We start from the raw sequence: 23,539 nt of genomic DNA on the forward strand, positions 1-23,539 counted from the left end.
CGTCCCATCCTGCCCCGCCTCAGTGCCGGTTCCGCCGGGTGACCCACGTGAGCACGCCCACAGCGGCCGCGCCGACCGCGGAGGCCACCCCGGCCTGCTCGAGCCGCCGGCGTCGGCGGCGTACGACGGGCAGCGGCGCGTCCTCCGGGTCCTCCCGGACCACCGCTGCGGGAGCCGGCGCGAACACCTCGGCGTCCTCCTCGGTGAACAGCGGCTGCTCCTCGAGCTCGCGGACCTCCTCGGCCACCGGGGCGGTGTAGGCCCAGGCGGCGCTGGCCATCACCAGGCGGGAGAAGTAGTTGATCCAGACCAGCAGGATCAGTGCCACGCCGAACGTCTGGGCAGCGGCACCCCCGGTGCTGAGGGCGATCAGCCAGGCGGCGACGCCCTTGAGCACCTCGAACCCGACCGCGCCGGCGAAGGCGCCCTGCCACAGCGCCCGGGAGGCGATGTGCGGCTGGGCGAGGAACCGGAACATCGCCAGGAACAGCAGCGTCGTGGCACCGATCGCGAGGGCGTGGGTGACCACCCAGAGCACCACCGCGGCCAGCCAGCTCCCGTCGAGATCCAACCAGCCGAGGATCAGCTCCGAGAACCAGGACACCCCTGCGGACAGGCTCAGCGAGACGAGCATGATCACGCCGAGCAGCAGCAGCGTCCTCAGGTCGCGCAGCTTGCCGACCACGAAGTTCGGATGCTCGGTCGCGGGCAGCTTGAACATCGCGGCGAGGGCGCGCCGCATCCCGGAGATCCAGCCGAGGCCCGAGTAGAGCAGGCCCACCGCGCCGATCCCGGCCGCCCGGCCGGCGTTCTCCTCGAAGGTCTCCAGCGGGATCTTGCCCTCGTCGGTGCCGATCAGCCCGGGCAGCGCCTTCTCAACGGTCCGGACGACCTCGAGTCGCAGCTCGGGATAGACCGCACTCAGGTAGCCCACCACGAAGAAGGCCAGGGCCATGATCGGGAAGAAGGACAAGAAGCCGAAGAACGTGACCGCACCCGCCTGGTCGTTCCCCCTGACGTCGCCGTAGTGCAGCACCGTCCGGATCGCGTGGTCCACCGACGGGTGCCGGTCGCGGAGCCGGGCCAGCCGTGCGGTCAGCCGCTCCTTGAGCGAGGCCATCAGCCCCTGCTGGGCGGGCGGCTGTCGCCGGAGCCGGTCAGCGGGAACTCCCGGGTCGGCCGCCAGCCGTTCTCCTCGTCGTGGGCGTAGAGCAGGAAGTGGTCGGCGTCGAACTCCGCCTCGAAACCGGACAGCTCGTCGAAGGCCCGGTCGAGCAGCTCGTCGTCGATGTCGTGCGCGACGGTCACGTGCGGGTGGTAGGGGAAGGCGAGGTCGGTGGCGAGCGGTCCCCGGCGCACCGCCATCGCCAGCTGCTCGCACGACGAGATCCCGCGTACGACGGTCACGAACACCACCGGCGACACGGGGCGGAAGGTGCCCGTCCCGCGCAGGTGGATCCGGAACGGCGGCCGGCTCGCCGCGGCCTCGCTGAGATGCTTCTCGACAGCGGGGAGGTCGGCGTCGTCGACCTCGAACGGCGGCATCAGCGTGATGTGGGTGGGGATCCCGTGCGCGGTCGGGTCGCCCAGCGAGGTCCGGTACTCCTGGAGCTGCGCGCCCCAGGGCTCCGGCACCGCGATGGCCACGCCGATCGTCGTCACGTGCTGAACCCTACCGACCGTCGGCCACGAAGCCGACTCGGTCGTAGACGTCCACCAGGGTGCGCTCGGCCACCGCACGTGCCTTCTCCGCGCCGCGGCGGATCACGGCGTCGAGCTCGGCGCGGTCGTCGAGCAGCTCCAGCGTGCGGTCGCGGAACGGCGTGACGAAGTCGACCACCACGTCGGCGAGGTCCTTCTTGAAGTCGCCGTAGCCGCGGCCGTCGTACTCCTTCTCCAGCTGCTCGACACTCCGACCGGTCAGCGCGGAGTAGATCGTGAGCAGGTTGGAGATGCCGGGCTTCTCCTCCTCGTCGTAGCGGATCTCGCTGCCGGAGTCGGTGACCGCGGACCGGATCTTCTTCGCCGACACCTTCGGGTCGTCCAGCATCTCGATGATGCCGCTGGGCGAGGATGCCGACTTCGACATCTTCGACCGCGGCTCCTGCAGGTCCAGGATCTTCGCGGTCTCCTTGAGGATGAACGGCTCGGGGAGGCGGAAGGTCTTCTTGTAGCGGTGGTTGAACCGCTGGGCCAGGTCGCGGGTCAGCTCGAGGTGCTGGCGCTGGTCCTCGCCGACGGGGACGTACTGCGGCCGGTAGAGCAGGATGTCGGCAGCCATCAGCATCGGGTAGGTGAACAGGCCCACCGACGCCGCGCCCTCACCGCCCTTGGCGGACTTGTCCTTGAACTGCGTCATCCGGCGGGCCTCACCGAAGCCGGTCAGGCACTGCAGCACCCAGCCGAGCTGGGCGTGCGCGGGGATGTGGGACTGCATGAAGATCGCCGAACGCTCGGGGTCCACTCCGGTGGCGATCAGCTGGGCGGCCGCCCGCAGCGAGCGCTCGCGCAGCTGCTTGGGGTCCTGCTCGACGGTGATCGCGTGCATGTCAGCGATGAAGAAGAACGGCTCGAAGTCGTCCTGCAGGGTCACCCACTGCCGCAGCGCGCCCAGGTAGTTGCCGAAGTGGAACGAGTCCGCGGTCGGCTGGATCCCGGAGAGGACCCGGGGGCGGGCGGTCGGCTTGGTCGTGGCGGCCTCTGACATGCGGGCCATTGTGTCACTCGCGCGAGATGGTCAAGAAATCAACCTGGGCCCGCGGACTCAGACCGCCTGGTCGCCGCCGGCCCCGGTCGCCGCTGCCCCGTCCGGCGCCGGCTCAGCCTCGCCCTCCTCGGGTACGACGGTCACCAGCACCCGCGACACGCGCCGGCCGTCGACGTCCTTCACGACCAGCCGGGTCTGCTCGACCTCGACCTCATCGCCGATTTCGGGGAGCCGCCCGATCCGCGCGACGATGAACCCCGCAACGGTCTCGTAGGGCCCCTCGGGCAGCTCGATGCCCGTCTCGTCCTCGAAGTCGTCGAGGTTCAGCAGGCCGTCGACCTCGACGTCGCCGCTGCGATGGCGGGTCGTCTCGGGCTCGACGACGTCGTACTCGTCCCTGATGTCACCGACGAGCTCCTCGACGAGGTCCTCCATCGTGACGATGCCCGCGGTGCCGCCGTACTCGTCGGCCACGATCGCGAGGTGGGTGCCCTCGCGGCGCATGTCGGCCAGGGCGGCCAGGATCGGCCGGGTCCAGGGCAGCACCAGGGTGTTGCGCACCAGCTCGCCGACCCGGACCGACCGGCCGGACATCTCCGGGTCGAGCAGGTCGCGGACGTGGACGAACCCGATCACGTCGTCGGCCGAGCCTCGGGTGACCGGGTAGCGGGAGTGCGGCTGGGTCAGGGCGTACTTCGCCGCCTTGTAGACCGGTTCGCCGGCGTCGAGGAAGTCGACCTCCGTGCGCGGGATCATCACCTCGCGGATCTGCCGGTCACCGGCCTCGAAGACGTCCTCGACGATCCGGCGCTCCTCCTCCCCCAGCGTCTCGTGCTGGTTGACGAGGTCGCGCAGCTCCTCGTCGGTCATCTGCTCCTTCTGCGCGGTGGGGTCACCGCCGAGCATCCGGACCACGGCGTTGGTCGACTTCGACAACAGCCAGATCACCGGCCGCGAGATCTGGCTGATCCGGTCGATCATCGGGCCCAGCGCGAGCGCGAACGCCTCCGAGCGCTGGAGCGCGAGCCGCTTGGGCACCAGCTCGCCGAAGACCAGGGAGAGGTAGGAGATCGCGACCGTCACGAGCACCAGGGCTGCGGCGGCCGAGGCGCCCTCGGGCAGACCCCACGAGGTCAGCACCGGAGCTAGGTCGTCGGCCAGCGTGGCACCGCCGAAGGCTGCGGACAGGAAGCCCATCAGCGTGACGCCGACCTGCACGGCCGACAGGAAGCGGTTCGGGTCCTCGTTGAGCTCGGCGACCGTGCGGCCTCGCTTGCTCTGCCCGGCGAGCGCCCGGACCTGGCCGTCGCGCAGTGAGACGAGCGCGATCTCGGCCGCGGCGAACACCCCGCCGACGAGCACGAAGACGAAGACCAGCCCGATGTTGGCGAGCGTGCCGCTCACCGTCTTTGACCTTCGCTCATGTGCGAAGGATATGCGTTTGCCCGAAGGCGCGGCAGACGGCAGGGTGCGGCCATGAGGTTCCCCGAGGACGTGCCCACGCTCACCGACGGCGTCGTCACCCTGCGCGCACACGCCGAGGCCGACGTCCAGGCGCTCTACGAGCAGGCGGTCGACGCGGTGATGCTGCGCTGGACGACCGTGCCGGACCCCTCGACGCGCGAGACCGCCCGCGAGTTCGCCTGCGAGATCATCCCCGACGGGTGGCGCGAGGACCGTGAGTGGGCGTTCGCGGTGGAAGCCCCCGACGAGGACGGCGCCGCGCGCTTCGTGGGCACGGTGTCGCTGCGCAACGAGCGGCACGGGCGCGCCGAGATCGCCTACGGGGCGCACCCGTGGGCGCGCGGCCGCGGGTACGTCGCCCGCGCGCTCGAGCTGCTCCTGGACTGGGGCTTCCGGGAGCGCGATGTCCGGACCGTGATCTGGTGGGCCAACAAGGGCAACTGGGCCTCGCGCAAGGTCGCCTGGCGGCTGGGGTTCTCCTTCGACGGGACGGTCCGGGAGTGGCTGCCGCAGCGCGGTGACCTCAAGGACGGCTGGGTCGGGGTGCTGACCTCCGGCGACGAACGCCGCCCCCGCAACCGGTGGTTCGACGCGCCACGGGTCACCGGCAGCCGGGTGGTCCTGCGGGGGTACCGCGACGCCGACGCCGCCCGGATCGTGGCGGCCTGCTCGGACGAGCGGACGTCGTACTGGCTCCCCCACCTGCCCTCGCCGTACACGCTGAACGACGCCTACGAGTTCCTCGAGTCGCGGCGGGAGCAGCGCGCTTCGGGCAAGGGTGTCTCCTGGGCGGTCGCCGACCCCGACACCGACGACCTGGTGGGCCAGATCTCCGTGTTCGACCTCGACGAGCACGGAGACGCGGAGGTCGGCTACTGGACGCACCCGTCCGCCCGCGGCAAGGGCGTGATGACCGAGGCCTGCCGGCTCGTGGTGCGGCACTGCTTCATCGACGAGGAGGACGGCGGACTCGGGCTGCGCCGCCTGCACGCGATCGCCTCGGCGGACAACCCCGCCTCCCAGCACGTGCTGGAGGCCAACGGCTTCGTGCGAACCGGGATACTGCGCCAGGAGAACCCGCACCGGGACGGCACGTTCTCCGACACCGTCACCTTCGACCTGCTCCGGAACGAGTACGCCGCCCCCGGCGGTTAGACCCGGCCGTCCCGCCGGTGCAGCACAGCTGAGACCAGCAGGACCAGCAGGCCCGCCAGCGAGAGACCGGCACCGACCCAGCTCGGCGCGGTGTACCCGAGACCCGCACCGATCACCACGCCCCCGAGCCAGGCACCCAGGGCGTTCGCGGCGTTCAACGAGGCATGGTTGAGTGCAGCGCCGAGGGTCTGGGCGTCCCCGGCGACCTCCATCAGCCGGACCTGCAGGTTCACCACGAGCACCGACCCGACCATCGCGACGGCGAACACCATCAGCACGCCGGGCACGAGCGACCGTGCGGCCACGGTGAACACCGCCAGGGAGAGACCCATGGCAGCCGCGGAGAGCAGCATCGAGCGGAACACCGACCAGTCGGCCAGCCGGCCGCCGACCGCCGTACCGGTGACACCGCCGACGCCGAAGGCCAGCAGGTAGAGCGGCACCAGGCTCTGGTCGAGACCGGCCACCTCGGTGACGGTGGGAGCGATGTAGGAGTACATCGCGAACATCCCGCCGAAGCCGACGGCGCCGACCATCAGCGTCAGCCACACCTGCGCGTTGCCGAACGCCTTCAGCTCGCGGCGGCCGGTCGCGTGCCTGTCCCCCGGGGTCGCGGGCACGAACGCCGCGACCATCATCAAGGTGAGCACGCCGAGCGCGGTCACCGTCCAGTACGCCGAGCGCCAGCCGAGGTTCTGCCCCATCCACGTCGCGGCCGGGACGCCGAACACGTTGGCGACCGGAAGGCCGAGCATGACCAGGCCGATCGCCCGACCGCGTCGGGCCGGGTCGACGACCGAGGCGATGACCAGCGCGGCCAGTCCCAGGAACGCCCCGTGCGGCAGCCCGGAGACGAACCGCGCGACGGTGAGCGCCGAGTAGCTGGTGGCCAGTGCCGTGGCCGCGTTGCCCGCGGCGAAGGCGGCCATCAGCCAGACCAGCAGGGCCCGCCGCGGCAGCCGTGCGCCGAGCACGGCGATCAGCGGGGCGCCGACGACGACACCGAGCGCGTACGCCGAGATCACGTGGCCGGCGCGGGGGATCGAGACCTGCACGCCCTCGGCGATCTGGGGCAGCAGACCCATCGTGACGAACTCCGTCAACCCGATCGCGAAGCCGCCGGTGGCCAGGGCCAGCCCGGCGAGCACCACGTGCCGGGTGCGCGGCGGCGCCGCAGCCGGGGCCGGGAGGGTCGAGGTCACGTCAGCCCCAAGTAGTTGCAGAGATCAGGTATTCCGCGGTGTGACGCGTTCGTCACGATCCGGGCCTCCGACTGCCGGGCGGACGCGAGCGTGGGCACGAACAGCGGGGTTGCGTGTGGTGCCCACTCCGCGCGCGGTTGCCGCTCAGCCGAGCAGGGCCAGCGCCTCGTTGAACGTCTTCGACGGACGCATCACCGCGGCCGCCTTCTCGTCGTCGGGACGGTAGTAGCCGCCGATGTCGGCCGGCTGGCCCTGGACCGCGTTCAGCTCCTCGACGATCTTCTGCTCGTTCTCGGCCAGCGCGGCCGCGAGCGGCTTGAAGGCCTCGGCGAGCGCCGCGTCCTCGGTCTGGTTGGCCATCTCCTGGGCCCAGTAGAGGGCGAGGTAGAAGTGCGAGCCGCGGTTGTCGATGCCGCCCACCCGGCGGGTCGGGGACTTGTCCTCGTTGAGGAACGTCTCGGTCGCCCGGTCCAGCGCGCCGGCGAGCACCTTCGCGCCAGGCTTGCCGGCCTGCTCGGCGTACAGCTCCAGCGACGGCACCAGCGCGAAGAACTCACCCAGGCTGTCCCAGCGCAGGTAGTTCTCCTTGACCAGCTGCTGCACGTGCTTGGGCGCCGAGCCACCGGCCCCGGTCTCGAACAGGCCGCCGCCGTTCATCAGCGGCACGACCGAGAGCATCTTGGCCGAGGTGCCGAGCTCGAGGATCGGGAACAGGTCGGTGTTGTAGTCACGCAGCACGTTGCCGGTCACCGAGATGGTGTCCTCGCCGCGGCGGATCCGCTCCAGGGAGTACGCCGTGGCCTCGGCCGGCGCCATGATCTCGATGGTCAGCCCCTCGGTGTCGTGCTCGGTGAGGTACTGCTTGACCTTCGCGATCAGGTTGCGGTCGTGGGCGCGGTTCTCGTCGAGCCAGAACACCGCCGGGACGCCGGTGGCGCGGGCCCGGGTGACCGCGAGCTTCACCCAGTCCCGGATCGGGGCGTCCTTGGTCTGGCAGGCCCGCCAGATGTCGCCGGGCTGGACCTCGTGCTCGATCAGGGCCTCGCCCGCGGCATTCACGACCCGGACGGTGCCGGCAGCGGGGACCTCGAAGGTCTTGTCGTGGCTGCCGTACTCCTCGGCCGCCTGCGCCATCAGGCCGACGTTGGGCACCGAGCCCATCGTCGACGGGTCGAAGGCGCCGTTGGCGCGGCAGTCGTCGATCACGGTCTGGTAGACGCCGGCGTAGCTGGAGTCAGGGATCACCGCGAGGGTGTCGTGCTCCTCGCCGTCCGGTCCCCACATGTGGCCCGAGGTGCGGATCATCGCCGGCATCGAGGCGTCGATGATCACGTCGGAGGGCACGTGCAGGTTGGTGATGCCGCGGTCGGAGTCGACCATCGCCATCGTCGGGCCGTCGGCGAGGCCGGCCTCCACGGCGGCCTTGATCGCCGCGCCGTCGGTCAGCTTGTCCACCGCGTTGAGCAGGGCGCCCAGACCGTCGTTGGGCGAGATGCCCGCGGCAGCGAGCTGCTCGCCGTACTGCTCGAACAGGCTCGGGAAGAACGACTGCACGACGTGGCCGAAGATGATCGGGTCCGAGACCTTCATCATCGTCGCCTTCAGGTGCACCGAGAACAGGACGTCCTCGGCCTTGGCGCGGGCGATCTGCTCGGTGAGGAACCGGCGCAGCGCGGCGACGTTCATGAACGTGCCGTCGACGACCTCACCGGCCAGCACCGGCACCGACTCGCGGAGCACGGTGACCGTGCCGTCGGCGGCGACGTGCTCGATGCGCAGCGTGTCGTCGGCCTCGAGGACGACCGACTTCTCGTTGGAGAAGAAGTCGTCGTGGCCCATCGTCGCCACGTTGGTCTTGGAGTCGGCCGACCAGGCACCCATCCGGTGCGGGTGAGCCTTGGCGTAGTTCTTCACCGACGCAGGAGCGCGTCGGTCGGAGTTGCCCTCGCGCAGCACGGGGTTCACCGCACTGCCCTTGACCTTGTCGTAGCGCGCGCGGACCTCGCGCTCCTCGTCGGTCTTCGGGTCGTCGGGGTAGTCGGGGAGGTCGTAGCCCTGGTCCTGCAGCTCCTTGACCGCGGCCTTCAGCTGCGGGATCGAGGCGCTGATGTTCGGCAGCTTGATGATGTTGGCCTCGGGCGTCTTCGCCAGGGCACCGAGCTCGGCGAGCGCGTCGTCGAGCCGCTGCTCGGCGGTCAGCCGCTCGGGGAACTGGGCGATGATGCGGCCGGCCAAGGAGATGTCGCGGGTCTCCACCTTCACACCGGCGGTGCCGGCGTAGGCCTGGACCACCGGGAGGAAGGAGTACGTCGCAAGCAGGGGCGCTTCGTCCGTGTGGGTGTAGATGATCTTCGAGTCCGTCACCGGGGGCTCCGTTCCGACTTCGAGAATATTTCTTGACGTCAAGATATCTCATCGAGCAGGGGTACGACGACCGCGGTACCCCATCCTGCCGCCAACCCCACACCGAGGCGAGGGCCTTCGAACCGCCCGCAGTCGGCCGACCGGGGCAGATCCGGAGAAGGCGCCGAAGCCCAGCGGGGCACGGCGGCCGGGCCTAGCGTCGGGGATGACGACCCACGGAAGGAGCAAGCCGTGACCGAGTCCGCGCCGACCACAGCCGAACGTCTCGCCGCAGAGTTCCTCGGCACCTTCGTCCTCGTGCTCGGCGGTTGCGGCTCCGCCGTCCTGGCCGCCCAGTTCCTCGTCGAGGACGGGGTGCAGCTCGGGATCGGCTTCCTCGGGGTCGCGCTCGCGTTCGGCCTGACCGTGCTGACCATGGCCTACGCGGTGGGCCACGTGTCCGGCGGCCACTTCAACCCCGCGGTCACGCTCGGGGTCGCTGCGGCCGGCCGGTTCCCGTGGCGTGACACCGTCGGCTACATCGCGACCCAGCTCGTCGGTGCGGCGGCGGCGGCTGGGGTGCTGTTCGTGGTGGCCTCCGGCCGCGACGGGTTCTCGGCCTCCGAGTCGGGGTTCGCCACGAACGGCTACGGCGACCGCTCCCCCGGTGGTTACGGCCTCCTGGCCGCGCTGGTCATCGAGCTCGTCCTCACCGCGGTCTTCCTGCTGGTGATCCTCGGGGTCACCGACACCCGGGCGCCCAAGGGCTTCGCGCCGCTGGCCATCGGCCTCGCGCTGACCCTCATCCACCTGGTGAGCATCCCCGTGACCAACACCTCGGTGAACCCCACCCGCTCACTCGGCCCCGCCCTCTTCGCCGGCGGTGAGGCGCTCGGCCAGCTCTGGCTCTTCGTCGTGGCGCCGGTCGCGGGGGCCCTGGTGGCGGGGTTCGGCTACGGCATCCTCCTCGGCAAGGCAGCACCGGCCGCACCGCTCGAGGCCGCCACCGAAGGGTAGGCGTTCACGGCCGCACCCGCGGCGAGCCGCGCGGCCGATCGCTGCTAGCGTCGGACGCGTCCTTCGTGTGCTGACCGCCACGAGTGCGCCCCGACCACCCGGGCCGCCGGTCGAGCTTGTCGAGACCCCGTGCCCCTCGAGACCCACACCAAGGAGTCGTCGTGAGCAACACCCCCGTCAAGGTCGCCGTGACCGGAGCCGCCGGCCAGATCGGCTACAGCCTGCTCTTCCGTATCGCCAGCGGTGCCATCTTCGGCCCTGACACCCCCGTCGAGCTGCGCCTGCTGGAGATCACCCCGGCCCTGAAGGCGCTGGAGGGCGTGGTCATGGAGCTCGACGACTGCGCGTTCCCGACGCTGGCGGGTGTCGAGATCGGCGACGACCCGAACACGATCTTCTCCGGCGCGAACCTCGCGCTGCTCGTCGGCGCCCGCCCCCGCACCAAGGGCATGGAGCGTGGCGACCTGCTCGAGGCCAACGGCGCGATCTTCACCGCGCAGGGCAAGGCGCTCAACGACAACGCCGCCGACGACATCCGGATCCTGGTCACCGGCAACCCGGCCAACACCAACGCGCTGATCACGCTGAGCAACGCCCCCGACATCCCGAAGGAGCGCATCACCGCGCTCACCCGGCTCGACCACAACCGCGCGATCTCGCAGCTCGCGGCCAAGACCGGCGCGAAGGTCACCGACATCAAGAAGATGTCGATCTGGGGCAACCACTCCGCCACCCAGTACCCCGACCTGTTCCACGCCGAGGTCAACGGCCAGAACGCCGCCGAGCTCGTCAACGACCAGGCCTGGCTGGAGAACGACTTCATCCCCACCGTCGCCAAGCGCGGCGCGGCGATCATCGAGGCGCGCGGCTCCTCCTCCGCGGCGAGCGCGGCCTCGGCGACGATCGACTGCGCCCGCGACTGGCTGCACGGCACCGCCGAGGGCGACTGGACGTCGATGTCGGTCTACTCCGACGGCTCGTACGGCGTCCCCGAGGGCCTTGTCTACTCCTTCCCCGTCACGACCCGCAACGGCGACTGGGAGATCGTCCAGGGCCTGGAGATCGACGACTTCTCCCGCCGGATGATGGACGCGACCGCCGCCGAGCTCACCGAGGAGCGCGACGCGGTCAAGGAGCTCGGCCTGATCTGAGCCTTCGAACCGGCACTCACGAACGCCGCTGCTCGCCCGGCCGGGCGGGCGGCGGCGTTCTTGGTCTCGCCGGGCGCGACCCGCGGTGTGCCCTCGGCCGGCGGTGTGCCCTCGGGCGGCGGTGTGCCCTCGGGCGGCCGTGGGTGCCTCAGCCCGGCTGGTTGGGTACGACGATCGCCAGCACCACCAGCGCGGCCCCGGCGCCGAGCAGCATCACCACGTCGGAGGCCCGGCGTCGCACCCGGAGCATCCCGGCCTTCCGCTCGGGGAGCACCAGCCGGACCAGCCCGGCGACGATCACGCTGCCCCCGACCCAGCCGACGCCGACCCGCCAGGCGCCGGTGACGCTGATCGCCACGCCCACCAGGGCCGCGACGAGCACCATCAGGTACACCGCACCGCCGACCGTCTGGGGTCGGCGGTCGGGACCGAGGTCCGGAGGGGGCTCGGGGATCACGCGGCCGCGCGCAGGTCAGGCACCGAGCGACTGCTCGGCGGCGTGGACGATGTTGGCCAGCAGCATCGCCCGGGTCATCGGGCCCACCCCGCCGGGGTTGGGCGAGACCCAGCCCGCCACGTCGTACACGTCCCGGGCGACGTCGCCGGCGATCTTGCCGTCGGCGTCGCGGGAGACGCCGACGTCGAGCACCGCGGCGCCGGGCTTGACCATGTCGCCGGTGATGATGCCGGTGACCCCCGCCGCGGCGACCACGATGTCGGCCTCGCGCACGTGCTTGGCCAGGTCCCGGGTGCCGGTGTGGCACAGGGTGACCGTGGCGTTCTCGCTGCGCCGGGTGAGCAGCAGGCCGAGCGGCCGGCCGACGGTGACGCCACGGCCGACGATGCACACCTCGGCGCCGGCGATCGGCACGCCGTGGCGGCGGAGCAGCTCGACGATGCCGGCCGGGGTGCACGGCAGCGGCGCCTCCTTGCCCAGCACCAGCCAGCCGAGGTTCGTCGGGTGCAGGCCGTCGGCGTCCTTGGCCGGGTCGATCAGCCCGAGGATGTGGTTCTCGTCCATGTGCTTGGGCAGCGGCAGCTGCACGATGTAGCCGGTGCAGGCGGGATCCTCGTTGAGCCGCGCGATCGCGTCCTCGACCTCGGACTGGTCGGCGTCCTCGGGCAGGTCCACCCGGATCGACTCGATGCCGACCTCGGCGCAGTCGCGGTGCTTGCCGGCGACGTACCACCGGCTGCCGGGGTCGTCACCGACCAGGATCGTCGCGAGACCGGGAACCACGCCCTGGTCGCGCAGCTTCGCCACGCGCTCGGTGAGCTCCGCCTTGATCGCCGCCGCGGTCGCCTTGCCGTCGAGAGTCTGTGCCGTCACGCCGTCCATCCTGTCACTGGCTTTTCGCTGCCACCTGTCCGGACCACTGGCCGCCGGGGCGTCCGGCAGCCGGCTGGTCAGTGGAAGAAGTGCCGGGTGCCGGTGAGGTACATCGTGATGCCGGCCGCGCGCGCAGCCTCGATGACCTCCTCGTCCCGCACCGAGCCGCCGGGCTGGACGACGGCCTTCACGCCACCGTCGATGAGGATCTGCAGCCCGTCGGGGAAGGGGAAGAAGGCGTCCGAGGCGGCCACCGAGCCGGCGGCCCGGTCGCCCGCCCGCGAGACCGCCAGCCGCGCCGAGTCGACCCGGTTGACCTGGCCCATGCCGACGCCGACCGAGGCGCCGCCCGAGGCGAGCAGGATCGCGTTGGACTTCACCGCCCGGCACGCCTTCCACGCGAAGGCGAGGTCGGCGAGGTCGGCCTCGGTGGCGGGCTCGCCGGCGGCCAGCGTCCACTGCGACGGGTCGTCTCCCCCGCCCTCGACGGAGGCGTCGACGTTGTCCCGGGCCTGCAGCAGCAGACCGCCGGAGATCGGCCGCATCTCGACGCCGCCGCGGCTCAGCGGTGCGCACTCCAGCAGCCGGATGTTCTTCTTGGCGCTGAGCACCTCGACCGCGCCGTCCTCGTAGCCGGGCGCGACGACGACCTCGGTGAAGATCTCGGCAACCTGCTCGGCCATCTCCCGGCTCACCGGCACGTTGGTGGCGATCACGCCGCCGAACGCCGAGAGCGGGTCGCAGGCGTGCGCCTTGCGGTGGGCTTCGGCGACGTCTCCGCCGACCGCGATGCCGCACGGGTTGGCGTGCTTGATGATCGCCACCGCCGGCTCGTCGAAGTCGTAGGCGGCGCGGCGGGCCGCGTCGGCGTCGACGTAGTTGTTGTAGGACATCTCCTTGCCGTGCAGCTGCGTGGCCTGGGCCAGCCCCGGCTCGGGGGTGTAGCCGTTGGTGTACAGCGCGGCCCGCTGGTGCGGGTTCTCGCCGTAGCGCAGCACGGCGCTCTTGTCCCAGGTGGCACCCATCCACGCCGGGAAGCCGGTGCCGTCGGAGGTGTCGGTCAGCACGTTGCCCATCCACGAGGCGACCGCGACGTCGTACGTCGCCGTGTGCACGAACGCCTCGGCGGCCAGCGACTGCCGTTCGGCCAGCGTGAAGCCGCCCCGCTCCACCGCGCCCACCACGTCGGCGTACCGCTCCGGTGAGGTGACGATCGCGACGCTCGGGTGGTTCTTCGCCGCGGCCCGCACCATCGACGGCCCGCCGATGTCGATCTGCTCGACGCACTCGTCGGGAGCGGCACCCGAGGCGACCGTCTGGGTGAACGGGTAGAGGTTGCACACGACCAGGTCGAAGGGCTCCACGCCGAGCTCCTCGAGCTGGGCCCGGTGCGACTCGAGCCGGAGGTCGGCCAGGATCCCCGCGTGCACCTTCGGGTGCAACGTCTTGACCCGGCCGTCGAGGCACTCGGGGAAGCCGGTGAGCTCCTCGACCTTGGTGACCGGGACCCCGGCCTCGGCGATCCGGGCGGCCGTGGAGCCGGTGGAGACGATCGCGACGCCGGCCCGGTGCAGCCCGGTCACGAGCTCCTCCAGCCCGCTCTTGTCGTAGACCGACACGAGCGCGCGCCTGATCTGCCGCCGGCCGTCGCCGGCCTGCTGGGTGGTCTGAGTCCCCTGGGTCGTCACTGGCCGAACCGGACCTTCCTGTCGGTGATGGTGAAACCTTCTCGGGCCATCCGGCCCACGCAGGTCACGAGCATCTCCCGCTCGGCGACCTTGATGCGCTCGTGGAGCGACTCGACGTCGTCGTCGTCCTGGACCCGGACCACGGTCTGGTCCACGATCGGCCCGGTGTCGACACCCGCGTCGACGACGAACAACGTGGCCCCGGTGACCTTGACCCCGTAGGCCAGCGCGTCGGCCGGACCGTGCATCCCGGGGAACGACGGGGAGAGCGCCGGGTGGGTGTTCACGCACCTGCCGCCGAAGGCCTCGAGGAACGCCGGCCCGGTCAGCTTCATGAACCCGGCGAGCACCACCAGGTCGGGATCGTGCTCCCGGCACGCCTCGGTCAGGGCGCGGTCCCAGTCCGCACGGGTCTCGTAGTCCTTGACCCGCCGCACGAACGTGGGGATCCCGGCACGCTCGGCGCGGGCGAGCCCTTCGATGCCGTCGCGGTCCGCGCCCACCGCGACCACCGCGACGCCGTACGCCGGGTCGCCGCTGGCGTCGAGCAGCGCCTGCAGGTTCGTCCCGGCACCCGACACGAACACGACGACCCGGGCGGGCAGGCGCGCAGGTCGGTGCGATGCAGAGGTGGGGGGCACGGGATCAGGCTACCGATCCCGACGGGCTCAGCCGTCCGCGGTCCCGGCCCCGGACACCCGGCGGCGGGACCACCAGCCGCCGACCAGCCCGCCGAGCAGCCCACCGCCGCCGCAGGCGACCGCGGCCGCCTGCAGCGTGTCCATGAACGGCGCGCCCACGTCAGCCATCCGGCCGGGACCGGCCGAGCCTCCGGCAACGGCCAGGAGCACAGCCAGGACGACCGCACCGAGGAGGCCGGCGCCGAGCCCACGCAGACCGGCCAGGTCCAGCCGCTCGGCCGGCACCACGCGGGCGGTCAGCGCCGCGGCGACCGCAGCGGCCAGCACCGGCACGGCGACCAGCCACGGTGCCCACGCCGGGGTCGCGCCGTCACCGGGGAGCGCGGCCAGCAACGGGAAGGCAGGAAGTGGCCCGAGCACCACCGTCGCCGGGGACACGACCGTCCCGGCCCCCACGGCGAACCCCGGCCCGAGCAGGTAGCTCCCTGCGAGCAGGGCGGCGTTCGGCGCGAACGCGACGTTGACCAGCGTGAACATCAGGCCGCCGGCGGCGTCGACGTCGAGCCGGGACAGCATCGTGGCCGCCGTACCGAAGTCGGCGGCCAGCGCGGCACCGACCAGGATGCTCCCGGTCCCGAACATCAGGAGCACGACCGCGGTGGCCCCGAGCAGCACCGACCGCACCCCGGCCGGCAGCAGCATCATCAGCTCCGGACCGTGCCCGGACCCGACCGCGAACCCGGCCCCGCCGGCCACGATCGCGAGGGCGAAGCCGCCGAGCAACGCCCGACCCAGGTCGGACTCCGCCGCGGGCCCGCCGGCGAGCACGGCGACCACCAGCGCGGTGACCGCGTAGCCGGCCGCCTGGACGACGATCGCCGTCGTCAGGGCACGCAGGTCCGCGACGGAGCCGGCCAGCCGCGTGGCGAGCACGACGCGACGGCCGACCCGGTACGTCACGTAGCCGCACAAGAACGTCAGCGCCAGCGGGACGACGGTGACCGTCGCCCCTTCGAGCTGGAGGCCGGCACCGTGCGCGAGCAGCCACGCGTCGGCACCGACCCGCACCGCGTCGCGGGTGTCGCCCCACCTGCCGGCGTCGGCGGCGAACCAGCCGGCGAGCGCCACCGCGGCGCTGAGCGCCAGCGTCGTCGACGCCGCCACGAGCCCGGCCAGGAACGCGCTCGGGAGCAGCGGGCGGGACGCGGAGCGCGCCTCGGCCGTCGCGGAGGTACGACGGGCGGGGCGGGTCTGCAGATCGGACATCAGGTCGATCTTCCTCGACTGCCCGAGGAGGATCACGCTCCCACGCCGCGGGCCGGTGCTCCGGCGCCGCAGCACACGTCACACCCCGCTGGTTCGCGGCGCGACACGCCGCCCGGTACCGTTCAAAGCCGGCCGGCCAGCGAGGAGGGGTGCAGCACATGCGCGCGGAGGAGCAGTTCGACTCCTTCTACCTCAAGACCCGGCGCGCCCTCGTGCACCAGACGTTCGCGCTGACCGGGGACCTCGCGGCTGCCCAGCGAGCGGTCCGGGACGCCTACGTGCTGGCCTGGCACCACTGGCGCAAGGTTCAGGCCGTCGAGGACCCTCGCGACTGGGTCCGGCCCCGGGCCTGGGCGTTGGCGCAGCGCCGCCACACCGCCCGCCTGTGGCAGCGCACCCGGGACCTGTCGCCCGAGGACAGGGCGGTCCTCGACGCCCTGCACAAGCTCCCGTCCGCGGAGCGCCGGGCCCTGCTGCTGGTGCAGCTCGCCGGCGTGCCGCTCGACGTGGCGGCGCGTGAGCTGAACGTCACCCAGGCCGCTCTCGAGCAGCAACTGCAGTCCGCGACCGCCGGGATGGCCGTCCAGCTCGACCAGGACTCCTCCACGGTGCGGGCACCCCTGCTCGCGCTGGGCGAGGCGGCCTCGCGGGCCGTCCTCCCCCGCCCCGCGGCGGTGCGCCGTGAGGGTCGCCGCCGGCGCCGCACGCACGCGCTCGTCGGCGCGGCGGCGGCGACCTTCCTGGCCGTCGGCTCGGGTGCCTTCGCCCACCAGCCCGTGGCCGACCAGGATGCGGGCACCCTGGCGATCACGCCGACCGCCCCGGACGGGAGCCCGGCGGACCGGCCCTCCACCTCCCCCACGCCCGAGTCCACCCTCCCGTCGGCCGACGACCTGCTCGACGTCGACGACGCGAAGCGGCTGACCCCGAAGGGCAAGTGGTCGGTCACCGCCACCCACGACAACACCTCGGGCGAGGGCATCAACTACGTGTGCCAGCAACAGCGGTTCGCCGACCCCGAAGGGCTCGCCACCCTGGTCCGCACCCTGGAGAGCTCCCGCGGGGCCACGCGGTCGGTGGTCCAGGTCGTGGAGATCTCCGAGTCCGCCGCGGCTGCGTCGGCCACCTACGACACCATCGCGTCCTGGTTCGCCGGGTGCGAGGACGGTGAGCTCCAGCTGAAGCAGGCCTACGCCGTGGACGGGATCGCCGAGCGGGCGATGCTGTTCGAGCTCGAGTCGTGGGACACCCCCCGCTCGTCGTACACCGTCGGCGTGGCCGAGGTCGGCCAGGTGGTCACCACCACCGTCGTCGACACGGTCAACGGTCGGCCGCCCAAGCGACATCTCGCCGCACGCACCCTGGCGGCCTCGAGCCGGATGATCTGCGAGCGAGCCGGCCGGAGCGACTGCGGCGGCAGGCCCGAGGTCCGGCCGGTGCCTCCGGACCCGTCGGGCCAGGCGCCCGGCATCCTCGCCACCCTCGACATGCCACCGATGGCCGGCGTGAGCCTGCCCTGGGTCGCCACGCAGACCGAGTCCACGCGGACCAACCCGGCCGCGACCCGCTGCGACAAGGCGGCGTTCCGGCGGGCCGGGGCGGTCCGCAGCCGGACCCGCACGTTCTTCGCCCCGCCTGAGGCACGGCTGCCCGACCAGTTCGGGCTGACCGAGACCACCGGTGAGTTCCGTGACCCCAAGGCGGCCAAGGCGTTCCTGCGCGCCGTGCGCGAGCGGATGGCGTCCTGCGAGGAGCGCGACCTGGCCACCGAGGTCGAGGCCCCGCGTTCGCTGCGGGAGGGCCTGCTGGACGGGTCGACGTGGCGGCTGCGCACCGAGGTCTCCGAGAACCGCGACGTGGTCTTCGACGTCGGCTTCGTCCGCCGCGGCAGGCACGTCGCCCAGCTGCTGTTCGTGCCGGCCGGGCGGGCCGACCTGCGGCCAGGCGACTTCCGCGCCCTGGTGATCCGAGCCGGGGAGCGGCTCCGCGAGGTCGAGTGAGCCCGGCGGACTATCGTCTGCTGCCATGACCTCCGTGCCCGAGCGGCTCTCCCGTGCCGCTGCGCTCGCCCGTGACGAGGCCGGCCCGCTGCGCGACCGACGTTCGCTGTTCGCGCTGCCCGACGGCGTCGTCTACCTCGACGGCAACTCGCTGGGGGCGCTGCCGAGGACGGTCCCCGAGCGGGTCGCGAGCGTGGTGCGCCAGGAGTGGGGACAGGACCTGATCGCCTCGTGGAACACCGCCGGCTGGATCGACCTCCCGCGTCGCGTCGGTGACCGGATCGCGGCGCTGCTCGGCCTGCCCGCGGGCACGGTGATGGTCGGCGACAGCACGAGCGTGAGCCTGTTCAAGACCCTGGTGGCGGCCTGCCGGCTGCGGCCCGACCGCCGCGTGCTGGTGGTCGAGAGGGGCACCTTCCCCACCGACGGCTACATCGCCGCCAGCGTCGCCCGGATGCTCGGCCTCGAGCTGCGGTGGGCCGACTCCGCGACCGTTACCGCCTCGTTCGACGAGGACGTCGCCGTGGTCGCGTTGACCCACGTCGACTTCCGCACCGGCGAGATGTTCGACGCCGCCACGGTCACCGCGGCCGCGCACGACGCCGGCGCGCTGATGCTCTGGGACCTGTGCCACACCGCCGGAGCGGTGCCGGTCGACCTGGTCGCCGCGGACGCCGACTTCGCGGTCGGCTGCAGCTACAAGTACCTCAACGCCGGCCCCGGAGCGCCCGCGTTCACCTACGTCGCGCCGCGGCACCTGGACTCGGTCGACCAGCCGCTGACCGGCTGGATGGGCCACGCCCGGCCGTTCGCGATGGAGCCCGGCTACGAGCCCGCGCCGGGGGTGGCCTCGATGGCGTCCGGCACCCCGCCGGTGATCGCGCTGTCGGCCCTCGATGCGGCGCTGGACGTGTTCGACGGCGTGGATCCTGCCGACCTGCGCGCCACGTCGCTGTCCTTGACCGACTGGTTCATCGAGCTGGTCGACGTACGCCTGCCCGGGGTGTTCGAGCTGCTCACCCCGCGCGACCACGACCGCCGCGGCAGCCAGGTCTCGCTCCGGCACCCCTCCGCCTACGGCATCGTGCAGGCGCTGATCGCGCGCGGGGTGGTCGGCGACTTCCGCACCCCCGACGTGGCCAGGTTCGGCTTCGCGCCGCTGCACGTCACCCACACCGACGTGTACGACGCCGTCGAGCAGCTCGTCGCGGTGATGGCGGAGAGCGAGTTCGAGCGTCCCGAGTACGCCGTGCGACACGCGGTCACCTGAGCGCTCCTCCGGCACGCGGGACACCCGTGCCGCTGCCCAAGTCGTTCATCTGAACGGTTGTGACAGCGCCTCCCCGGCTTCTGCCGTCAGAACCGTTCAGATGACCGCTTGTTGCGCCGGGCGCCGCTGCCGGACAGACGGAGGCCGCCGCACCCGAAGGGGTACGGCGGCCTCGTCGCTGTGAAGCGGGGTGGTCAGAGCTTCTCGAGGACCTCGCGCATCAGCTGCGCGGTCTCCGACGGGGTCTTGCCGACCTTGACGCCGACCGCCTCGAGGGCCTCCTTCTTGGCCTGCGCAGTGCCCGACGAGCCGGAGACGATCGCGCCGGCGTGGCCCATCGTCTTGCCCTCGGGCGCAGTGAACCCGGCGACGTAGCCGACGACCGGCTTGGTCACGTGGTCCTTGATGTAGGCCGCCGCACGCTCCTCGGCGTCGCCGCCGATCTCGCCGATCATCACGATCGCGTCGGTCTCCGGGTCCTCCTGGAAGGCCTTGAGACAGTCGATGTGCGTCGTACCGATGATCGGGTCACCGCCGATGCCGACCGCGGAGGAGAAGCCGAAGTCCCGCAGCTCGTACATCATCTGGTAGGTCAGCGTGCCGGACTTCGACACGAGGCCCACGCGGCCGCCCTTGGAGATGTCGGCGGGGATGATGCCGGCGTTGGACTTGCCGGGGCTGATCAGTCCGGGGCAGTTGGGGCCGATGATCCGGGTGGTGCCCTTGGCCTGGGCGTAGGCGAAGAACTCCGCAGTGTCGTGCACGGGCACGCCCTCGGTGATCACGACCACCAGCGGCATGCCCGCGTCGACGGCCTCGATGACCGCGGCCTTGGTGAACGCCGGCGGCACGAAGACCACCGAGACATCGGCGCCGGTGGCGTCCATGGACTCCTTGACGCTGCCGAACACCGGGACCGAGGTGCCGTCGAAGTCGACGCTCTCCCCTGCCTTGCGGGGGTTCACGCCGCCGACGATCGTGGTGCCCGAGGCGATCATCCGGCGGGTGTGCTTCTGGCCCTCCGAGCCGGTCATGCCCTGGACGACGACCTTGCTGTTCTCGTTCAGAAAAATAGCCATGTCCTCAGCCCTTACTTCGAAGCCAGCTCGGCGGCGCGGTCGGCCGCTCCGTCCATCGTGTCGACCATGGTCACCAGCGGGTGGTTCGCCTCGTTGAGGATCCGCCGGCCCTCCTCGACGTTGTTGCCGTCGAGCCGGACGACGAGCGGCTTGTTGGCCTCGTCGCCGAGCATCTCCAGCGCGTGCACGATGCCGTCGGCGACCGCGTCACAGGCCGTGATGCCGCCGAAGACGTTGACGAAGACGCTCTTGACCTGCGGGTCGCCCAGGATGATGTGCAGGCCGTTGGCCATCACCTGCGCGGACGCACCGCCACCGATGTCGAGGAAGTTCGCGGGCTTGACGCCCTTGTGCTTCTCACCGGCGTAGGCGACCACGTCGAGGGTCGACATGACCAGGCCGGCACCGTTGCCGATGATCCCGACCTCGCCGTCGAGCTTGACGTAGTTCAGGCCCTTCTCCTTGGCCTCCGCCTCGAGCGGGTCGGCCGAGGCCTTGTCCTCGAACTGCGCGTGGTCCTCGTGGCGGAAGTCGGCGTTCTCGTCGAGCGTGACCTTGCCGTCGAGCGCCTCGAGGTTGCCGTCGCCGAGACGGACCAGCGGGTTCACCTCGACCAGCGTCGCGTCCTCCTTGATGAAGACGTCCCACAGCTTCTTGATGACGTCCTTGGCCTGGTCGGCGACCTCGGCCGGGAACCGGGTCGCGGCCACGATCTCGGCCGCCTTCGCGTCGTCGACACCGGTGCCCGGGTCGATCGAGATCTTCGCCACGGCGTCGGGGTTGGTGCGCGCGACCTCCTCGATCTCGACACCACCCTCGATGCTCGCGATGCACAGGTAGTCGCGGTTCGCGCGGTCGACGAGGAAGGAGAAGTAGTACTCCTCCGCGATGTCGGCGGTCGGTGCGACGAGCACCCGGTGGACCGTGTGGCCCTTGATGTCCATGCCGAGGATGTCGCGCGCGCGGGCGACCGCCTCGTCGGGGTTCTCCGCCAGCTTCACGCCGCCGGCCTTGCCGCGGCCGCCGGTCTTCACCTGCGCCTTGACGACGACCCGGCCGCCGAGCTTCTCCGCCGCCGCAGCTGCGTCCTCGGCCTTCTCCACGACGCTGCCGAGGGTCACCGGCACGTCATGCTTCGCGAAGAGCTCCTTCGCTTGGTACTCCATCAAGTCCACGGTTATAGGCCCGTCCTGTTCGGTTACCACGGTCTCCCCCGCGGCACGACCGGCCCGCCGGAGGGCGCAGGGGTGGATTGTCCAGGGCCCGAGGGTAGACCTGTTAGCCAGGTCACCACCACGTAGGGTGCGTCACATGGACTACGTCGCCTCCGGGGATCTGAGCCTCGCGGTCCGTGAGTACGACGTCCCGGGCGGTCGGCCCGGGGCGCCGCACGTCGTGCTGGTGCACGGCTTCCCGGACAACCAACGGATGTGGGAACCGGTCGCCGAGCGGCTCCGCGGCGCCGGCATGCACGTGATCACCTATGACGTCCGAGGCGCCGGCGCCTCCGACGCTCCGCCGGACGTGTCGGGGTACCGCACCGACCGGCTCGTCGACGACCTCGTCGCCGTCGTCGACGCCACCGTGCCGGAGGGCGACCCGGTGCACCTGGTGGGGCACGACTGGGGCTCGGTCCAGCTGTGGGAGGCGGTGCTGTCGGCGGCCGACGACCCGCGGCTGCGAGGCCGGATCGCGTCCTTCGTCTCGGCGAGCGGGCCCGCCCTGGATCACATGGCCTACCTCGCCCGGCACACCCACGGTCGGCGGCTCCGGCTGCTCCAGCAGGCCGGGAGCTCGTGGTACGTCTACTTCTTCCAGCTGCCGTTCCTGCCCGAGCTGGTGTGGCGCGCCGCGCACCGGCCGATCGGGGCCCTCGCCGCACGCATGGAGCCCGGGCTCGAGCACAGCCACTGGGGCCCCGAGGTCGCCCGTGACGCCACCAACGGCGTGAACCTCTACCGCGCGAACATCGGGCGGATGCGGAGGCCCCGCGAGCGGCACACCGCCGTACCGGTGCTGGTGGTGGCGCCCAGGCACGACCCCTACCTGCGCTCGGTCACGGTCGAGGACCTCGACCACCTGTGCTCGGACGTGACCGTGGTGCGGCCCGACACCGGGCACTGGCTACCGCGCAGCCACCCCGACCTGATGGCCGACCTGGTCCGCGAGCACGTCGAGGCTCACCGCTGAGGTTCGAGCGCCCTTCCGGCGAACCGGCGCGGCAGCCGGCCTGACTCGACGAGCCAACGGGTGGTGTCCCGGATGCTCTGTTCGAACGGCACCGGCACCACCCCGAGCTCGACGCGCGCCGGGCTGTCGTCGAACCGGGTGTCGCGGATGGCGAGCTCGGCGCCCTCGACGTCGGCCGGGTAGTGCCACCGCGACGGCAGCGGACGTTGCACGGCTGCGGTGACCCGGGCCAGCGGCACCGCGAGCGACCTGGGGACCACCACGTGCGGCAACCGGCGGCCGGTGACGGCGCGCACGGTCGAGAACATCAGCTCCGCGTCGAGCCGCACCCCCGGCACCACGAAGCGCCGTGGTCCGGCGCCGGGCTCGAGCACAGCCAGCACGGTCTCGGAGACCGTGCGTACGTCGACCGCGTGCGTCGAGCCCGCGGGGAACATCGGGAACAGCCCGAGCAGGATCCAGCGGAGCAGCTCGCTGTTCACCCCGCGGTACGGGTCGTGCGGCCCGTAGACGCCACCGGGGTAGACCGTCACCACCGGCGCACCCTCGGCCTGCAGCCGTCGGGCGACGACCTCCGAGGCGATCTTGGAGCGGCTGTACGGCGAGGACACGTCGCCGAGCGGCAGATCGGGACCGCACTCACCGGCGCGGGTCAGCGCCACCGTGCTGGAGATGTGCACGACCGGGTCCAGCCCTGCTCGCACGGCATGACCGAGGACGAGCTCGGCCGCCCGGGCGTTGGTGCGCTCCATCTCCGCAGCACGGGAGATGTCGAGGGCGAAGACCGCGGCGGCATGCACGACGGCGTCGCAGCCGTCCACCGCGGCAGCGACGGCGGCTTCGTCGGTCACGTCGCCGACCACCACCTCGTCCGGCTCCACCTCGTAGGGTGCCAGCGAGACGGGGACCTGCTCGGGCCGGCGGACGAGCAGCCGCAAGGCGTGCCCGGCCGCGACGAGGTCGGCGACGATCCGCGCGCCGACGTACCCGGTGCCACCGGTGACCAGAACTCTCATGGCGGCGTTTCTACCGCGCC

The 23,539-nt window shown here is 71.9% G+C and carries 20 protein-coding genes; 6 read left to right on the forward strand and 14 right to left on the reverse strand.

All coding sequences use genetic code 11. From position 1 onward, the window contains the following. Positions 1–19 precede the first annotated feature (19 nt). Genes ACYVIH_RS18620 through ACYVIH_RS18635 form a run of 4 tightly spaced genes read right to left on the reverse strand, consistent with a single transcriptional unit; the run spans position 20 to position 4,111 of the window. Positions 20–1,120 carry a YihY/virulence factor BrkB family protein gene (locus ACYVIH_RS18620; protein ID WP_460871020.1) on the reverse strand — a complete coding sequence of 367 codons (1,101 nt, stop codon included), beginning with the start codon at positions 1,118–1,120 and terminating at the stop codon, positions 20–22. Further along, on the reverse strand, positions 1,120–1,662 hold the full coding sequence (locus tag ACYVIH_RS18625) for a 2'-5' RNA ligase family protein (RefSeq protein ID WP_460871021.1): 543 nt from the start codon (positions 1,660–1,662) through the stop codon (positions 1,120–1,122). The genes ACYVIH_RS18620 and ACYVIH_RS18625 overlap by 1 nt, the downstream gene beginning before the upstream one ends. A 10-nt stretch (positions 1,663–1,672) precedes the next feature. Next, positions 1,673–2,716, reverse strand: coding sequence for a tryptophan--tRNA ligase (gene trpS, locus ACYVIH_RS18630; protein ID WP_460871022.1), 1,044 nt, complete (start codon positions 2,714–2,716; stop codon positions 1,673–1,675). A gap of 48 nt (positions 2,717–2,764) precedes the next feature. Then, on the reverse strand, positions 2,765–4,111 hold the full coding sequence (locus ACYVIH_RS18635; RefSeq protein ID WP_460871024.1) for a hemolysin family protein: 1,347 nt from the start codon (positions 4,109–4,111) through the stop codon (positions 2,765–2,767). A gap of 72 nt (positions 4,112–4,183) precedes the next feature. Here ACYVIH_RS18635 and ACYVIH_RS18640 point away from each other — a divergent pair, with 72 nt between their 5' ends. After that, complete coding sequence (locus ACYVIH_RS18640; protein WP_460871025.1) at positions 4,184–5,326, forward strand: GNAT family N-acetyltransferase; 1,143 nt, start codon at positions 4,184–4,186, stop codon at positions 5,324–5,326. Here the strand turns inward: ACYVIH_RS18640 and ACYVIH_RS18645 are convergent. Then, on the reverse strand, positions 5,323–6,528 hold the full coding sequence (locus ACYVIH_RS18645) for an MFS transporter (protein WP_460871026.1): 1,206 nt from the start codon (positions 6,526–6,528) through the stop codon (positions 5,323–5,325). The two genes, ACYVIH_RS18640 and ACYVIH_RS18645, sit on opposite strands and share 4 nt — an antisense overlap. 144 nt (positions 6,529–6,672) lie before the next feature. Further along, the gene (locus ACYVIH_RS18650; RefSeq protein ID WP_460871027.1) at positions 6,673–8,892 is read right to left on the reverse strand and encodes an NADP-dependent isocitrate dehydrogenase; all 2,220 of its coding nucleotides are present in this window, start codon (positions 8,890–8,892) and stop codon (positions 6,673–6,675) included. A 231-nt stretch (positions 8,893–9,123) separates the two neighbouring features. Here ACYVIH_RS18650 and aqpZ point away from each other — a divergent pair, with 231 nt between their 5' ends. Both aqpZ and ACYVIH_RS18660 read left to right on the forward strand, forming a co-directional pair. Then, positions 9,124–9,888 carry an aquaporin Z gene (aqpZ, locus tag ACYVIH_RS18655; protein ID WP_460871028.1) on the forward strand — a complete coding sequence of 255 codons (765 nt, stop codon included), beginning with the start codon at positions 9,124–9,126 and terminating at the stop codon, positions 9,886–9,888. Positions 9,889–10,049: 161 nt separating this feature from the next. Next, complete coding sequence (locus ACYVIH_RS18660; RefSeq protein WP_460871029.1) at positions 10,050–11,039, forward strand: malate dehydrogenase; 990 nt, start codon at positions 10,050–10,052, stop codon at positions 11,037–11,039. A 148-nt stretch (positions 11,040–11,187) separates the two neighbouring features. Here the strand turns inward: ACYVIH_RS18660 and ACYVIH_RS18665 are convergent, their stop codons facing one another. From ACYVIH_RS18665 to ACYVIH_RS18685, 5 genes are all read right to left on the reverse strand, one after another. Then, complete coding sequence (locus ACYVIH_RS18665) at positions 11,188–11,496, reverse strand: DUF3017 domain-containing protein (protein WP_460871030.1); 309 nt, start codon at positions 11,494–11,496, stop codon at positions 11,188–11,190. A 15-nt stretch (positions 11,497–11,511) separates the two neighbouring features. Then, positions 11,512–12,369, reverse strand: a complete 858-nt coding sequence (locus ACYVIH_RS18670; protein WP_460871031.1) for a bifunctional methylenetetrahydrofolate dehydrogenase/methenyltetrahydrofolate cyclohydrolase — start codon at positions 12,367–12,369, stop codon at positions 11,512–11,514. A 77-nt stretch (positions 12,370–12,446) separates the two neighbouring features. Continuing rightward, positions 12,447–14,057 carry a bifunctional phosphoribosylaminoimidazolecarboxamide formyltransferase/IMP cyclohydrolase gene (purH, locus tag ACYVIH_RS18675; protein ID WP_460871032.1) on the reverse strand — a complete coding sequence of 537 codons (1,611 nt, stop codon included), beginning with the start codon at positions 14,055–14,057 and terminating at the stop codon, positions 12,447–12,449. Further along, positions 14,054–14,662 carry a phosphoribosylglycinamide formyltransferase gene (purN, locus tag ACYVIH_RS18680; protein WP_460871073.1) on the reverse strand — a complete coding sequence of 203 codons (609 nt, stop codon included), beginning with the start codon at positions 14,660–14,662 and terminating at the stop codon, positions 14,054–14,056. The genes purH and purN overlap by 4 nt, the downstream gene beginning before the upstream one ends. Positions 14,663–14,725: 63 nt before the next feature. Continuing rightward, positions 14,726–15,964, reverse strand: a complete 1,239-nt coding sequence (locus ACYVIH_RS18685) for a cell division protein PerM (protein WP_460871033.1) — start codon at positions 15,962–15,964, stop codon at positions 14,726–14,728. Positions 15,965–16,122: 158 nt separating this feature from the next. Between ACYVIH_RS18685 and ACYVIH_RS18690 the strand changes: the two genes are divergently transcribed. Beyond that, positions 16,123–17,964 carry a sigma-70 family RNA polymerase sigma factor gene (locus ACYVIH_RS18690; RefSeq protein ID WP_460871034.1) on the forward strand — a complete coding sequence of 614 codons (1,842 nt, stop codon included), beginning with the start codon at positions 16,123–16,125 and terminating at the stop codon, positions 17,962–17,964. A gap of 25 nt (positions 17,965–17,989) precedes the next feature. Then, positions 17,990–19,234, forward strand: a complete 1,245-nt coding sequence (gene kynU, locus ACYVIH_RS18695) for a kynureninase (protein WP_460871035.1) — start codon at positions 17,990–17,992, stop codon at positions 19,232–19,234. A gap of 194 nt (positions 19,235–19,428) precedes the next feature. On the opposite strand, the gene sucD is transcribed toward kynU, so the two are convergent. Beyond that, positions 19,429–20,313, reverse strand: a complete 885-nt coding sequence (gene sucD / locus ACYVIH_RS18700) for a succinate--CoA ligase subunit alpha (protein WP_460871036.1) — start codon at positions 20,311–20,313, stop codon at positions 19,429–19,431. Between the two features lie 11 nt (positions 20,314–20,324). Next, on the reverse strand, positions 20,325–21,488 hold the full coding sequence (gene sucC / locus ACYVIH_RS18705; protein ID WP_460871037.1) for an ADP-forming succinate--CoA ligase subunit beta: 1,164 nt from the start codon (positions 21,486–21,488) through the stop codon (positions 20,325–20,327). A gap of 136 nt (positions 21,489–21,624) precedes the next feature. On the opposite strand from sucC, the gene ACYVIH_RS18710 reads away from it, so the two are divergent. Continuing rightward, complete coding sequence (locus ACYVIH_RS18710) at positions 21,625–22,503, forward strand: alpha/beta fold hydrolase (protein WP_460871039.1); 879 nt, start codon at positions 21,625–21,627, stop codon at positions 22,501–22,503. Here ACYVIH_RS18710 and ACYVIH_RS18715 read toward each other — a convergent pair. Then, positions 22,494–23,519, reverse strand: coding sequence for an NAD-dependent epimerase/dehydratase family protein (locus ACYVIH_RS18715; RefSeq protein WP_460871040.1), 1,026 nt, complete (start codon positions 23,517–23,519; stop codon positions 22,494–22,496). The two genes, ACYVIH_RS18710 and ACYVIH_RS18715, sit on opposite strands and share 10 nt — an antisense overlap. Positions 23,520–23,539: the final 20 nt, after the last annotated feature.

The sequence above is a fragment of the Nocardioides pakistanensis genome, assembly GCF_054781215.1.

Bases quoted from the DNA above. Each gene is read 5' to 3' on its own strand.
- ACYVIH_RS18620 (WP_460871020.1), bottom strand. From the start codon at position 1,120: ATGGCCTCGCTCAAGGAGCGGCTGACCGCACGGCTGGCCCGGCTCCGC.
- trpS (WP_460871022.1), bottom strand. From the start codon at position 2,716: ATGGCCCGCATGTCAGAGGCCGCCACGACCAAGCCGACCGCCCGCCCC.
- ACYVIH_RS18640 (WP_460871025.1), top strand. From the start codon at position 4,184: ATGAGGTTCCCCGAGGACGTGCCCACGCTCACCGACGGCGTCGTCACC.
- ACYVIH_RS18685 (WP_460871033.1), bottom strand. From the start codon at position 15,964: ATGTCCGATCTGCAGACCCGCCCCGCCCGTCGTACCTCCGCGACGGCC.
- ACYVIH_RS18690 (WP_460871034.1), top strand. From the start codon at position 16,123: ATGCGCGCGGAGGAGCAGTTCGACTCCTTCTACCTCAAGACCCGGCGC.
- kynU (WP_460871035.1), top strand. From the start codon at position 17,990: ATGACCTCCGTGCCCGAGCGGCTCTCCCGTGCCGCTGCGCTCGCCCGT.
- sucD (WP_460871036.1), bottom strand. From the start codon at position 20,313: ATGGCTATTTTTCTGAACGAGAACAGCAAGGTCGTCGTCCAGGGCATG.
- ACYVIH_RS18710 (WP_460871039.1), top strand. From the start codon at position 21,625: ATGGACTACGTCGCCTCCGGGGATCTGAGCCTCGCGGTCCGTGAGTAC.
- ACYVIH_RS18715 (WP_460871040.1), bottom strand. From the start codon at position 23,519: ATGAGAGTTCTGGTCACCGGTGGCACCGGGTACGTCGGCGCGCGGATC.